Annotated in this window: 10 protein-coding genes; 4 read left to right on the top strand and 6 right to left on the bottom strand. The window is 28.6% G+C overall.

All coding sequences use genetic code 11. The features are described from left to right. The first annotated feature begins 425 nt into the window (after positions 1–425). Positions 426–1,892, top strand: a complete 1,467-nt coding sequence (locus EYD46_RS05730) for a coiled-coil domain-containing protein (RefSeq protein ID WP_130936101.1) — start codon at positions 426–428, stop codon at positions 1,890–1,892. Between the two features lie 151 nt (positions 1,893–2,043). Here EYD46_RS05730 and EYD46_RS05725 read toward each other — a convergent pair whose 3' ends face one another. Continuing rightward, complete coding sequence (locus tag EYD46_RS05725; RefSeq protein ID WP_130936100.1) at positions 2,044–2,241, bottom strand: hypothetical protein; 198 nt, start codon at positions 2,239–2,241, stop codon at positions 2,044–2,046. Positions 2,242–2,378: 137 nt separating this feature from the next. Here EYD46_RS05725 and EYD46_RS05720 point away from each other — a divergent pair, with 137 nt between their 5' ends. Continuing rightward, positions 2,379–2,600, top strand: coding sequence for a helix-turn-helix domain-containing protein (locus tag EYD46_RS05720; protein ID WP_130936099.1), 222 nt, complete (start codon positions 2,379–2,381; stop codon positions 2,598–2,600). Positions 2,601–4,576: 1,976 nt separating this feature from the next. Here the strand turns inward: EYD46_RS05720 and EYD46_RS05715 are convergent. Both EYD46_RS05715 and EYD46_RS05710 read right to left on the bottom strand, forming a co-directional pair. After that, a complete protein-coding gene (locus EYD46_RS05715) occupies positions 4,577–4,987 on the bottom strand; it encodes a hypothetical protein (RefSeq protein ID WP_130936098.1) in 411 nt (136 codons plus the stop codon). Beyond that, complete coding sequence (locus EYD46_RS05710) at positions 4,984–5,190, bottom strand: helix-turn-helix transcriptional regulator (RefSeq protein WP_174719892.1); 207 nt, start codon at positions 5,188–5,190, stop codon at positions 4,984–4,986. The genes EYD46_RS05715 and EYD46_RS05710 overlap by 4 nt, the downstream gene beginning before the upstream one ends. Before the next feature lie 194 nt (positions 5,191–5,384). Between EYD46_RS05710 and EYD46_RS05705 the strand changes: the two genes are divergently transcribed. Continuing rightward, positions 5,385–5,570 carry a hypothetical protein gene (locus EYD46_RS05705; RefSeq protein ID WP_130936097.1) on the top strand — a complete coding sequence of 62 codons (186 nt, stop codon included), beginning with the start codon at positions 5,385–5,387 and terminating at the stop codon, positions 5,568–5,570. Positions 5,571–5,579: 9 nt separating this feature from the next. Here the strand turns inward: EYD46_RS05705 and EYD46_RS05700 are convergent, their stop codons facing one another. The 3 genes from EYD46_RS05700 to EYD46_RS05690 all read right to left on the bottom strand — a co-directional run bounded on the left by EYD46_RS05700 (position 5,580) and on the right by EYD46_RS05690 (position 12,578). Next, positions 5,580–6,374: a hypothetical protein gene (locus tag EYD46_RS05700; RefSeq protein ID WP_130936096.1), complete on the bottom strand. Its 795-nt coding sequence runs from the start codon at positions 6,372–6,374 to the stop codon at positions 5,580–5,582. Further along, on the bottom strand, positions 6,367–8,628 hold the full coding sequence (locus EYD46_RS05695) for a DEAD/DEAH box helicase (RefSeq protein ID WP_130936095.1): 2,262 nt from the start codon (positions 8,626–8,628) through the stop codon (positions 6,367–6,369). The genes EYD46_RS05700 and EYD46_RS05695 overlap by 8 nt, the downstream gene beginning before the upstream one ends. 1,028 nt (positions 8,629–9,656) lie before the next feature. Beyond that, the gene (locus EYD46_RS05690; RefSeq protein ID WP_130936094.1) at positions 9,657–12,578 is read right to left on the bottom strand and encodes an HD domain-containing protein; all 2,922 of its coding nucleotides are present in this window, start codon (positions 12,576–12,578) and stop codon (positions 9,657–9,659) included. Positions 12,579–12,870: 292 nt separating this feature from the next. Here EYD46_RS05690 and EYD46_RS05685 point away from each other — a divergent pair, with 292 nt between their 5' ends. Next, on the top strand, positions 12,871–14,049 hold the full coding sequence (locus EYD46_RS05685; protein ID WP_130936093.1) for a tetratricopeptide repeat protein: 1,179 nt from the start codon (positions 12,871–12,873) through the stop codon (positions 14,047–14,049). Positions 14,050–14,200: the final 151 nt, after the last annotated feature.

Below are 14,200 nucleotides of genomic sequence, written 5' to 3'. Positions count from 1 at the left end.
TTATTTTTGATGTGGTATTGTATTCAGATTTTCTGTTTTACATAATATAGAATTATAGCTTACAAATGGCATAACAACAAGATATAATGGAAATATGATATTTGTACTATAATGTTCTCGCGTTATGTAACTTGAGCTTTGGATAAAAGCTCAAATCCTTTCTACAGTTTCTTGAAAAAATTTATTCCCTAAAGTTTCTTTTAAAAAAGGTAATGGAATACTCTTTGCCCGAAGCGACGAACTGCGTTGGCTAAAGTGTAGGCGAGGAGAGTAGGGGAATGTATATGAAATGGATTAATTAGCACAATTCAAAAACATATATGTCACATTGTCAGTAATTAATGCTCATTTATGTCAATAATTAGTGTTTCTTAAAAAATTGTTAATTGGCACAAAAATTGGGCTTTCAATTCAAAAATAGAATTATGGCATTTTTCGACGACTCAAAGGCTAAACAAATACAATATCTCGAAGAAGAAAGACAAAAACTCTGGGATAGAGTAGGAGGTTTGGAAAAATTTACACAAGAACTCAAAGCTGAAATTGAAAGGAAAGCTTCTGATGATGAAAGAGAGGCTAAACAGAGTTCAAAAAAAGCATCAGAGTATAGAAATAGAGTTGAAGACAAATTGGTCGAAGCAAAGAGTTTAGTTGAACAATTAGAAAACGAATTAGAATCTGCAAGAAATACCAAGAACGAAATTAATGGTTACAGCAATGAAGCCAATCAATCTAAACTAGCTGTTGACGAATCTAAAAGTCGATTAGATGATGCAGAATCCGAATTTGAAAAAAAACTAGAACTAATTAATTCTAGAATTGGCAATATTGATAGCATTTTAGAAAAGTATCCTGATTTAGAATCCCAACTAGATGAAATTGATAATTTCACTTTGAAAGTTGAAGAAAATTTAGAGAAATCATCAGTAAGCCTTAATGCATTAAATAAACGTAAAAAAGATATAGACGAACTACATTTAGAGGTTTTTGGTTATACACAAACAGATGAAGATACAGGTGAGGAAAACAAAATTGAAGGCTTAAAAGATGAGTTAGACGCATCATATGAGGAACTGAAAGAGAAAATAGATAAATCTTTTGAAAATGTTGATGAGATTAATTCCTTGTATGGCAATAAATACCAGTCATTTGAAGACGAATACAAAAAGCAATACAAGAAAATCAATGATGACATTGCGAAATTGCTTCCTGATGCTTTAACAGCAGGTTTGAGTTCAGCTTTTTCTAGTAAAAAAGATAAGGAAGTCGAGGCTTCCGAAAAATTACAGGAACGATTCAATCTAGGTATTTATTTAATGATTGTCGTCAGTTTAATACCTGTAATAGTGAGTATTGTATTCTTATATCAAGGAATCACAATTGAACAAGTCATTACTCGTGTTCCAAGACTTGTACTAGCTATAATTCCAATGTATATTCCAGTATTATGGTTTACTTATTCAGCGAACAAAAAGCTAAATCTTTCAAAGAGATTAATAGAGGAATATTCACATAAAGAAGTTTTAAGTAAAACGTATGAAGGCTTGTCAACACAAATTGAAAATATCGAGAATCCAGAGCAGTCTGAAGAGTTAAAATTTAGATTACTTGCTAACTTTTTACAGGTCTCTTCTGAAAATCCTGGAAAACTTATATCTAATTATGAAGCATCAGACCATCCAGTTATGGAAGCATTAGAGCAGAGTTACAAATTTCAGATGACTATTGACAAGCTCCATGGTATTCCTGGCATGGGTAAAGTCGCTGCAATGTTAGAAAAGAAGTCTAAAAAGAAGTTAAGTAATAAAGAAAAAGTGGTTGATAAGGCTCTTTCTGGAATTAGTGAGAATGGAGAAGATATACCTAATGATAATGATGAAATTGTCATATAATCATTAATCAAAAATTCTAAGTGAAAGACCAATACTCTAAAATCAAAGCAACTGATGAGTTGGATAAACGAATAAGTGATTTAATTTCTAAAAAATAAATTTATATACCTGTCAGATTTTGCAAACAGAGGCAAACGAGATATTAGCTAATTTACTCAAACTTTCCACTCCCATAATTAACCCGTTTCTTAAAATCAATAATTTCATCTTTTAATTTTTTATTGGCATTTTCAATAAGTTCATTTTGAAGTTTCATAATTCTTAAGAGGTCGTGAATAGCATTTAAGTTATCAAGTTGTGTATAAACTATCTCTTCTAATTGTGCTTTTGTATATCTTGAACTTGGCATTGTTCTTGTTTTAAGATTAAATATTCCGATTATCAGAACAAATATACATTATTTCGGATAAAATAAAAATCAATAGTTTACAAAATCGGAATACTTTATCTTAATATGTAAATTTATGTTCTTAAAATCAGACAATAATGACCGAATTAGGATTGTTCCTATCAAGAAAATCAGTTAATCGTTCCGATGTTTCAAGAAAAACAGGAATAAGTAAAACTAGACTTAGTGAGTTAGCTAATAATCAGCGTACTAAACTTAGAGCTGACGAATTATATCTAATTGCTTTAGCAATTGATGTAGACCCTTGCGAAGTATTTAAGCAAGTCTGCAAAGACCTTAAATTAAAAGAAGAAAATTAATGTCTTCGAATTAGCAACCAAAACCGATGGGAGGAAAGTGGTTGACTTTTTAATTGGTAGTAAGTAGTTTTGAGAACAAAAAAAACCTCCTAAGATGGAGGAGGTGGAAAATTAGTGATGCCAAGCTCTACCCAAAATAACTGAATAGCATATACATAAATTAGGCTTTTAGGCATATAAGTTATTTTAAAACGACACCTGCGCTCTACATTTAAGAATAAAAAACGACGATTAGGAAAACGACTATTACGAGGTGTAATTCTGAAATAAAAAAGATAATAAACATCCATAATAAAAATATTAAAAGTTAAACCTTAACAATATTGCCAAGGCAAACCGTATAATTTGTTTTGAATGAGTCAAATGCAAGGGATAAAGCGGTTTACGGTGCGTTGGGTGAAGCGTTGGCTAAATAGCTTTATTTCATTTTACCCTTGTATTTCACGAACCGAAAAACATAACTTTGGTGCGACTTGTGTGTATCAAAACTGTCAACCATTAATATATTATGTAAAATAGACGTGCGTTTTTACCCAGATGAAGCGATGGCAAAACGGCCTCAGAAAACTTTGGTCAAAACAATAGGTGAAATGAGCGGCCATATTTTAGAGAGCTAGCCATACATATTATAAATACTAACCAAAGTTTCAATATAATTTCTAAGCAGTCTTAAGACGTTCCTAGATTTTCTAAAATATAGCGGTTGAGCCGTACATTGTTTCCAAAGGGTTCTGCAGCCTTGATTTTTTTGTTTCTTTTTGTATCAAGACAAAAAGATATGCAAACACTTGAAAGTTTAAAACAAACGCCAAATAAAGCAAGTGTATAGAAATTTTAGTGCGTGGATTTGAGCAAGGGAAAATTTTATACTCTTGCGGCAACCTTGACGAGAATCGCTTAAAATTTTTTTTGACGTACATTTTCCTGTTTACGAGAATTATAATAGGTAGCCAAAACGAAGCTTTTATTATGCGCTGGCAAGCGTTGGCAAATTGTGGTTAAAATAAATTGCCATAAAGCAATTTGATTTTATTTAGCAATATAGCGCTTGGGAGCGGATATTTTACATAACGGCAAATTATAGTACATACCGACGAAATTTTCAATTCTAGACGAATCAAAAGAAATTAAAAAAGCAAAATGTTTAATGACCCCCAGACGAAAGTTTCTTTAAATAGACTACATATTCTGGGGATATTTTACATAATGTAGAATTATAGATATCAAATGTACGTTTGGAAAAACAAACAACATAATTACATTTGTACTATAATTTATATTATGTAAAATATCCCAGAAAGTTTTGTACGTACAATAAACTCTAGTAATTGGGTCATTAAACATTTGGCTTTTTGGTTTAGTACTAAACAAGAAACATCCTGCTGTTTGTACTATAATTAGACGCTATGTAAAATTGCCGCGCCCAACCGCTTTATTGTTTTTAAAAAATTAAATGCTTTATGGCATTTATTTTTAAACTCAATTTGCCATCGCTTGGCCACACCAAAAAAAGCTAAACCTTTTGCTATTAATTATAATTCTCGTATTCGAGGAAAATCCCGTAAAATTTTTTTCTACGACATTCTCGTAAGCTTGCCACAAGAGTATAAAATTTTCCCTAGCTCAAATCCACGCTCTAAAATTTCTATACACTTGTTAACTAAAGAACTATAATTAAACATTTTTAGAGTTTGCATATCTTTTTTTCTTGATAAAAAAAGAAACAAAAAAATCAAGGCTGCACAAAACTTTAGAAACAATGTACGGCTCAATCGCTATATTTTAGAAAACAATCTAACAGCTTAAGATTGCTTTGAACTAGCTTTAAACCTTGTTATTATTAAGAATATGTATTACTAGCCCTCTAAAATATATACGCTCTTTCACCTATTGTTTTACCAAAGTTTTCTGAGGCCGTTTTGCCATCGCTTCATCTGGGTAAAAACGCACGTTCTATTTTACATAATATTAAAAAACTAAACTTTTAATTTGTCAATCATATTATTTAAAGCGTATTTTTCTAGCTCTCCTATAGTTTTGCTTGATATTTTAATTTCCCAATTGGATAAACTGGGCATTAAACTCACTTCATTATCTACGAAGAAATTATTATCAGAATCCTGTAATTGTTTGGGTGGAATTAAATAAACAACTCTTGGTTGTTGCTCTATGATTAAAATTAAAGCGATAAACAAGTTATCGTTTAATTCTCCTAAATCCTGTTTTGTTATTTTGATACTTTGTTTTACAATATCTAAATCTAGTGGTTGTAAGTATATTTGGTAGTTTTCTATAAAAAAATCAGCCCCTTCCCTCCCATCGGTTTTAGCGGTTAATTCTAAGTTATGACTTTTTAATTCTGATTTTAGAAACTCTAAGGCAATCATTTTGTAGAAACTAATAACTCTCTAATATCCACATCCAAGATTTCAGCTATTTTTTTTAAATCTTTTAAATGTGGTTGTGATTTATTATTGCAAAAAGCCGTTACAGAAGTTGTACTTTTTCCCAACTCTTCCGCAAGCCAAACCTGCGATTTTCCTTGAATTACTAATACTTCTTTTATTCTATTTATCCTTTCTATTGCCATAACTATTTGATGTATTCTACTTTAAAGATATAACACATACTTACTAAAACATAAGTTTAAGTTAACTTTTAGTAATCTAAACTTGTGTTTTTAAAATTTAATTTATAAGTTTGAATTAACATTATGTAAGTTAAAATTATATAAATGTAATTTTTAATTAAATTTTTATTGTTAATAACTTTATTTCAAATTTTATGCCATATCCTAAATACACCAAAGCAGACTTAGAGAGAATCGTATATACACAACTGGATAATCTAAATGCTATTCACGATTTATTACGCATTATGAAACTTCAAAATGAATTAATTGAAAATGCCAATAAGAAATTAAAAGATGAAGTCATAGATTTTAAGAAACGGGTTAATTATGGTAAATAGAATAATATTTTATAGATGACTTACATAAATATTTGATTCTTCAAAAGGATTAATTTCAAATGATAATTTTTTAGAATTATTAAAGTTTGTTGAATAGTTTTGGGAAGAAATAATATCGATAAAATCTCTATCATTTCGGAAAATATTTTTTGAGATAAAATCAAAAAAAGTAAAAGGACTTATTATTCTATTTAAAGGTAATCTTAAATCGTTAATAGCTCCGATTTGTATTTCTGTCTTATGATGACTAGTTACTTTCGAATCATAATCAATCCTTAAGTGTGAACTATTTGTAAATTCATATTTACTTTCAAACCTTCCTAAAATAAGTTGCTCTTTATTTTCTGTATTACCAAATTTAATAGCATATTTCAATGCTTTTTCCAAATTTTCATCATCTACATTAAGTTCAAAATTATGATTTAGAATATTCCATAAATCATAATAATATTCTTCTAATACTAAATCATCAGAATCATCAATATATGTTTCTATACTTCCAACATCATCTCTCACTCTTAGAGGATAAGGGTAATATGCCATTTTCAATTTTTCAAGAACATTGTATTTATTCCATTTGTAATAAAACTGGATAAAACCTAAATCATCTTTTAATAAAAAACTATATTGTCTATTACGAATTAGGGATTCATACTCCTTGGCATATAAATTTTTAAATATACCAGATGAGTATTTATCCCAACCAATGGTACTTTCAGATGTTTTTTTATAATTCGAGGTAACTATTAATTTCCTGAAAATATTTTTTGTTAACTCAATATTGGATAATACTGAATCAATCATTTTCTTTCTTTTTAGACTTTTCTAACTTCAATATTTCAGCTAATAGTTCTGGGTCTTTAGAAAGTTTTTCTAGTAATAAAGCCTTGTAATCAGCTTCTTTTAGAAGTTTATCAATTTCTTTATCCGCTTTTTCAACATTCTTGTTACTTTGTAATATTGTTAAACGTCGTTTTATTTCATCTTCACTTGGGAATGGAAAGTTAAAAAATGGATAATCTGTTTTTATATCATCAATTTCTTTTTCTAAATCATCAATTTTATCTCCATACCCATAAATGTAATTCCATCCTCTTGACCTTGTTATTGCAACAAAAATAGCATTTCTCATTCTAAAGGTTGAGTCGTTTATAACTTTCTGAGTATTTATAACAAATACTATATTTGCTTCATTTCCTTTTGCTCTAAAAGCTGTGGTAAGAGTAACAAAACCAGGTTCTTTGAATACATCTGAACGTTCTACATAACCTGGAGTTATAGCTTTTATGTCTTTAATATCTAATTGTTGACGGATATATTGGAACTGACTTCTTGAATTTCTTGTATCTAAGTTGATAATTACTATTTCTTCGGGTTCAACTTTTTGATTATTAATTAACCATTCAACTTTTGAAACTACTGCATTTAATTCTGAGTTAATATCTTCAAATTTTTTAAACTGTACCAGTTTTCTTTCCTCACTATCACTTTCTTTTAGCAAGCGTTCGAGAATATTTTTACTAAATCTTTCTGGTCTTTCAACTTTTACATTGTCACCACTTTCAAAAATCCTTTTGTCTGGAGAGTGAATAGCATATCCTCTAGCTACCCAATCTTTACTATCTTCCATCGGTACTTTTCCATATTTAGAATATAAACCTAAAGCAAGTCCGTGTGCAACCATCAAACTAATTCTTGGATTTCTATATGAATTAGGTAAAACAAAATCTTTTTCAATTTTTCCTTTATAATATCCTTCCAATTTAGAATTAGGTATATTTGGTTCTCCAGAATCAGCCTTTCCAAATAACTCTTCAGGCTCTCTTATTTTTATATCTGTAAGAGATTGGAACTCATCATAAGCCCAAATTATTCTTTTATCATTATTTTCATCATTAACAGATTTAGTAATATGAAATATCGTTTCGAAAAATGATGTAGAAAAATCTTGTGCTTCATCTATTAAAGAAATATCATATTCTGGAATAATTTTACTTTTTGAACTTGATAATAAATCTTCAAAAACTGCATCTAGTGGATTAGCTCTATTCTTGACATTCATAAAAGTTTTTGGCTTTACACCAGCTGAATTTGCAGTATTATAATAAACTCCTGGTTTACTACTTCCTCCCCAAGCGTGTAAAATATGTAAGTTAGCCCAATTAGGCATTGTCTTTGTTTCGTTAAAATAGTATTCAGTAATTGCTTTCTTTACTTGACCATACATACTTTGAGTATTAAAAACAAATAGTATTTTCTTTTCAGGAAACGCTTTATGCGCTAGTGCTGCTTTCATACAAAGAATTACAGTTTTTCCTGTACCTGCCAAGCCTCTTATTCTCTGTGGTCCTGGTGGGACTTGTAAAGCAACTTGACGTTGTATATGGTCTAATTTAAAAGTATAGTTTAGAGATTTTTTTATAAAATCATTTACATTTTCAGGTTGCTCAATTATTTTCTTTTTCTTCGTTTTACTAAAAACATCGGAACCATCAAAAATAGCATCAATTACATCTATTTTATTTTGGTCAATACTATGGTTTACATCCAATAGTGATTTTAAGTCATTATCTAAGTTATCACTAGAAATATAATTTGATAGAATTGGATTCTTGGCTTTCAGATTTAAAGCACTTATTTCTTCATTTGTATTAAAACCGAAAATCAAATAACTTTGAATATTAATTTCTTCTAACCATTTATTTCTTCTAATATCGAAAATTCTACTATCTTTTTTTAATCTTGTTTCTAGTTCTTGTAGGTATAAGTTAATTATTAATTCTCTTGAATATATAAATTCTCCATTTGAAGTTTCCCAATATTCATTTTCTTCATCAAAATCTGCTATTTTTTCATCAATGATTTCAAAAATAATGATACCATACTTTGAACTTCTTAATACAAACGAAGGGATATTATTATAATCGCTTTCGCCTAATGAAGGTATTTTATAACCAAAAACTCCCCTATCATTATCAATTAATTCAGTGATTTTATCCCATAAATCAATTTCTATAGGTTTATTTTCAATTTCAATATTTCCTGCTAAGTATTCCATTTTAACTCTAAAACTTGAACTGCTAAAGATAAAATAATTTAACGCTTAACAACAGAATATTCCATAAATCATTCCCATTCCATACACATTCCCACTTCACTCCTATCGTCGCTTCGGGCAAAGAGTATTCCATTACATTTTTAAAGAAACTTTTAGAAAGAAAAAAAATCAAGAAAATTGGGTTAAAGAACTTCGCTTTTCACCAAAGCAAAGTTACATAACGCAGAACATTATAGTACAAATATATCATATTCAGTTTTCCATCAAAATATAGTTTGTAAGCTATAATTCTATATTATGTAAAATACCCCAGAAACATTTGTCTGCTAAAGAAACTATAGAACTTGGGGCAATTAAACTATTAAGCGGTTTGCTTCGCAGAATTTATAAAACATTAGTACTATAATTTGACGTTATGTAAAATATCCGCTGCCAACGCTTATTGTTTTTATAAAATCAAATTGCTTATTGCAATTTATTTATAACACAATTATCCATCGCTTACCAACGCCAAAAAAAGCAAAAGCTTTTAGCTTCATATTAATAATTCGTCTGTAATTGAAATTCTCGTAGTAAAAGTTTTCAAAGACATCTCGTAAACTTCACGCAACAGTACAAAATTTTCCCTTGCTAAATTCCTTACTTAAAAATTTCTGTACACTTGCTTTATTCTTGATTCTATTAGAATATTCTTTTATTGTAACTTCTAATATTATGTAAAATAGAATTGAACAGTAGAACTTCTTAAGGTTTCATTTATCTTTTTTTCTTGATAAATAAAGAAGCGAAAAAATCAAGACTGCATATAATTTTAGAAACAATTACGGCACGTTACACTATATTTTAGGAAACATTGTAATTAACCTAGACCACTAAAGAAAATACCTTTAAAAAGCAGTAATACCAATAAAAACAGTAACTAAACCCCTAAAATATGATCGCTCCACTCACCTATTGTTTTAGCCAAAATTTTATGAGCCAAGTTAAATTTAAGATTCTATTTTACATAATGATGAATAAAATTATCTTTATAAGTATTTTTCCATATATCTTTTCAACTCCTTGAAAGCTAATGGAAATTTTGCCCTTCTTTCTTTAATATCAAATGGTATTAAAACATCATTACCTATATACTTTTCAAGTAACGAATTTAATAATTTGTCCCCTTCACTATCACATTTTAAAGGTGCTTCTCTAATAAAATTAAACTTTTGAGCATTAACTTTTAAAAATTCTTTATCAATGATTGATTTTTTTGGTTTATCAACAGTTAAAGCTATCCAATCTTTTTCTTTAAAGCTTTTTGCCAACATTTCGCTAACCCATACTGGCATTCTCTTTTTTGATGAGTCAAATAGAAATTTGTATTTTTTTTCTTTTAAATAATAATGAGTATTATAATCCGAAAAATTTGGAGCTTCATCAAGATCATCATCAGTAACTTCTTGATTATCAACATAACCACTATAATCAAATGGTTTAATTATTAATGATTTATAATGACCAATTGAGTCAGAAGTATCATCAGAAATAATTAAAAAATTATTCTTTAAATCTAAATGGATTTCATTAAGACTTTCATAATTAAAAGTTTGTATAAATACTAAGCTACAAGGTTTTATCCTATTTATAAAATAATTATTATTAACTATAAAACCTTTTTTAGAAATTAAAGTTTCGCGCAGTAGATGAGAACCTCTATAATAATAGTACTCTCCAAATTGGGTTCCCATAGTATTTGTTCTAGAATTGTGATAATAACTTGCAACTCCAGGATAGCTTAAGGCTTGATCTTTTATTTTAATAGTATTATTCTTCACAATACTAATATTATTAAACGTTAACAAATAGGCTATATAATCTTTATATATTGATTCTTGAAGTTCTTCATGAAAATCTAAATTTTCTGAAAGATTATTTCTATTTAATGACAATGGAGTTACACCATCATTATCGAAAATTGATATTTTTGGTTTTTTTGAAAACAAACCAACATCAATTATTTTTTTCTCATCATATCTGGCATCTTCTATCGGAATTGCAATACCATTACAAACTAAATCTCTACCCGAATAATTATTACTATATGTCCATAACACTTTATTATATCCTTTTACATCTACATAATTCCAATCATTAGGTATTTTTGAATCCAAATAATGAGGATCAAAATTTTCATATGCTACAATGTCTTTACCTAAAAAAGAAATATTTAATTTTGGTTTACTTAAAGTATACCAATCTGTCCATAATACACTCTCATTATAGGATCTTTTATTATTATTAAGTATTTCAAAAACATCTTCAGTTATTTCAATTGTTATTAAAGTACCTATATCAATATTAATTTCCTTTGAAATATTAATCTGATCCATATTCAAATTAGCATCAAATGAATATCCAAAGTCAGAATTTATCTTTCTTGTTTTTATACTTATATTTTTTCCTATTAGAAAAGCTGCTAAGACTCCAATACCAAATCTCCCATTTCTTTGAACTTTCGATTTTCCTTTCTCATCAGTAAACATTTCTTTCCATTCCCTACTTTTTCTATACGAAGCACCTGCACTTAAAAAATAATTTTTTATTTCATCAAGGCTCATTCCTTTTCCATTATCTCTTATAATAAAAAACTTTCCGCTAGCATTTTCTATTATTTCTATGGTAACTTCTGCAGAATAATCTAAATTAAAGTTTTCAATTTCACTTCTTTCATTACAGGCATCAACTGAATTTTGAAGGAGTTCTCGAATACCATATTTTGGATGATTTCCATACAAAGGGCCTATTAATAACTTAGTAATATCATCATTGGCTTTAAAAGAAATATAGTCACCAATATAAGCTTGCTCTTTGATATAATTTAAGTCATCGAGATTAGAAGATATTCTTCTAAATTTAATTAATGGTTTATTTTCTAAATTACCATATAACTCACCTAATACTGCCCAAGAGATATCAAATTCTGATTGAATACTTCTGAATAATTTTTTTAGTTTTAAATACATAAAACTATCCTTTGGAGCAGCAGAGACATAAATTCTTTCAGGGTCATCTTGATATTTATCATCAATAAAATCAATTGCTAAATGAGAATTGTGCTCTAATTCAGATATTGGGCTTTCGAAAGTTTTGGTCTTCATTATTATTTTAGAAACTCTTGAACTATCTATTTGTAAGTAATCAGATATTCTTAATAATATCATTAAATATGAGGCGTGAATGCCCAGAGGTATTCTTCTCGAACTTCCATGTTTTCGTTCTAAAAATTCAACACACTTTCTTAGATTCATTCCATGACTTCTTGCAATAAGCCCAATAAGGTCTAGTTGTTTTTTATCAAGCTCAGAAGCAAAAGGTATTTTGTTTTTTCCTATACTAGGGAAACCGTTTATAGCTATTTCGTGTGCTATTCTTGGATGATGTCTTCTAATAAACTCACCGATTAATTTTCTATCATTTCCATTTAATTCTCCAGCTTTTAATATAAGTGGATTCCTTATTTCTATATCGTCATATCCAAAAATTGAGGTTAGTTGTTTGCCACTAAATCTTTTAGCTTCTGATAAATAATTTTGCCAAAGATTCTCCCAGGATAATTCACTTAATTCAGGTGTTAAATCATCATATTCCCCAGAAAGAAATATTTTGAATCCATCAAGAGTAAGATGCATCCCAATATCATGAAGTATTACAGATAAAATATAAAATGCTATATCATCAGATGTGAGAATATTTTCAAATGTATCATCTGAAACTAACTTAGAACTACCATGCAAGACATTTTGAATATGTTCTAATCCATGATCAGTATACTCTTCAAAAAAAAAGAGATTATTTTCTTTTAGTATTTCTCCAAAATCTGCTAGAGTTTTTTTTACTATTCCATCTAACTTTTGATCTTTTTGTAATAATAAATTTAATGATTCAGGAATTTTTATATTTGCCATATTCTCAAGCTATTTCTTATCCAAAGATAATTTTTTAACAATAGAATACTTTCAAATTTATAATTGAATTCTGAACAAGTAATTAACAATTATTCCATTTCACACACATTATGCTTTCCTCCTACGTCGTCGCATAAAAAGTGTTTCATTAACTTTAGTAAAAGAAGTTTTGGAGAAGAAAACTTTTAAAAGAAAAATCAGCAAATGAAACTATTGCTTTGTAAACTAAAAACAAATCGTTTTTATTGTATATAATTATTTTAAATTCGTTTTGTAATAATTCTTTTATTCCATGCCTGTAGAAGTTATACTTAAACTTATGTTTTTCGGATTTCTGCTAAGACCAATCACAGTCTTTTTACATGAACTTGGGCATGGAATACCTGCATTATTTTTAACAAAGGGAAAGGTTAGTATTTATTTAGGTTCATATGGAAACTCAAAAAATAGTTTTAAGTTAAATATTAGTAGGCTTGAGTTTTTCTTGCACAAAAGCAATCCCTGTTTCTGGAAATATGGATTATGTAAAATGCACGACCAAGAAATTTCCTTAAACAGGCAGATAATTATCATTCTTTTTGGCCCTATAGCATCTTTAATCTTAGCTGCGTTTTTCACATATCTCATTTTTTGTACGAATCAAACTGATGATTTAATATTTGTGTTTTTTATTTTTATGTTATCGTCTATCTATGACTTTTACATAAACATTGCCCCTAGAAAAAAACCTATAGAACTACATAACGGTAAAACAGTTTTTAATGATGGAAAACAAATATTGAATTTATTGAAGTATAGAAATATACTTGAGGAATATAATATTGGAGCTAAATATTATAACAATGAAGAATATGGTCTGGCAGCTGTAACATTAGAAAAAGTTTACGAAAAGGGTTATAGAGAAAGAATAATTTATCAATTATTAATTAGTGCATATTTACAGATAAAAGATTACCCTAACTCACAAAGAGTAAATGATTTATATAATAACGAATTCAAAAAAGAATTCAATTCAAATGACTACACAAATTCGGGGCTAATAAAATCCTTTTCTGGAGCATATAATGAAGCTTTAGTTGATTATAATAAAGCTATTGAACTTGACCCAAAGAATAGTACTGCATTTAATAATAGAGGTTATACTTATAATGTTATGAAAGACTATGAGAGTGCAATATTGGATTTTGAGGAAGCTATATCACTAGAAGATAGTTTTGCTTACGCGCTAAACAATAGAGGATTTGCAAAGATTAAGCTAGGCCTGAAAGCTGAAGGTCTCAAAGACCTAGAAAAATCAATGACATTGAATGGTACCAACTCGTATTGTTATCTAAATTTTGGCGTGTATCATTATGACAATGGTAAGTATAAAAAAGCTTTGGAATGTTTCAATAAAGCTAAAGAACTTGATGATAAAACTTATTTGCTTGACAAGTACATAGAAAAGGTAAATGAGAAATTAAGTTTATAATTTCTATAATATTCCATACACGCTTTCAAGAAATTGTAGAAAGCACTTTGTCGCCGCATTGCCTCACTCCTACTCTAAAAACCCTAGAAGAACTTCCTCATTAAGGGATATAAAAGTTCAAGTTATACCTAATCAAGTTCGACACAAGCAC

This window comes from Hyunsoonleella pacifica (genome assembly GCF_004310335.1).
GTDB lineage: Bacteria > Bacteroidota > Bacteroidia > Flavobacteriales > Flavobacteriaceae > Jejuia > Jejuia pacifica.
Note: the sequence above shows the minus strand (reverse complement) of the source record. Positions and strands in the feature narration are given on the sequence as shown.

Excerpts from the sequence above, each read along its gene's own strand:
- EYD46_RS05690 (WP_130936094.1), bottom strand. The coding sequence starts at position 12,578 with ATGGCAAATATAAAAATTCCTGAATCATTAAATTTATTATTACAAAAA.
- EYD46_RS05685 (WP_130936093.1), top strand. The coding sequence starts at position 12,871 with ATGCCTGTAGAAGTTATACTTAAACTTATGTTTTTCGGATTTCTGCTA.
- EYD46_RS05705 (WP_130936097.1), top strand. The coding sequence starts at position 5,385 with ATGCCATATCCTAAATACACCAAAGCAGACTTAGAGAGAATCGTATAT.
- EYD46_RS05725 (WP_130936100.1), bottom strand. The coding sequence starts at position 2,241 with ATGCCAAGTTCAAGATATACAAAAGCACAATTAGAAGAGATAGTTTAT.
- EYD46_RS05695 (WP_130936095.1), bottom strand. The coding sequence starts at position 8,628 with ATGGAATACTTAGCAGGAAATATTGAAATTGAAAATAAACCTATAGAA.
- EYD46_RS05710 (WP_174719892.1), bottom strand. The coding sequence starts at position 5,190 with ATGGCAATAGAAAGGATAAATAGAATAAAAGAAGTATTAGTAATTCAA.
- EYD46_RS05730 (WP_130936101.1), top strand. The coding sequence starts at position 426 with ATGGCATTTTTCGACGACTCAAAGGCTAAACAAATACAATATCTCGAA.
- EYD46_RS05715 (WP_130936098.1), bottom strand. The coding sequence starts at position 4,987 with ATGATTGCCTTAGAGTTTCTAAAATCAGAATTAAAAAGTCATAACTTA.
- EYD46_RS05700 (WP_130936096.1), bottom strand. The coding sequence starts at position 6,374 with ATGATTGATTCAGTATTATCCAATATTGAGTTAACAAAAAATATTTTC.
- EYD46_RS05720 (WP_130936099.1), top strand. The coding sequence starts at position 2,379 with ATGACCGAATTAGGATTGTTCCTATCAAGAAAATCAGTTAATCGTTCC.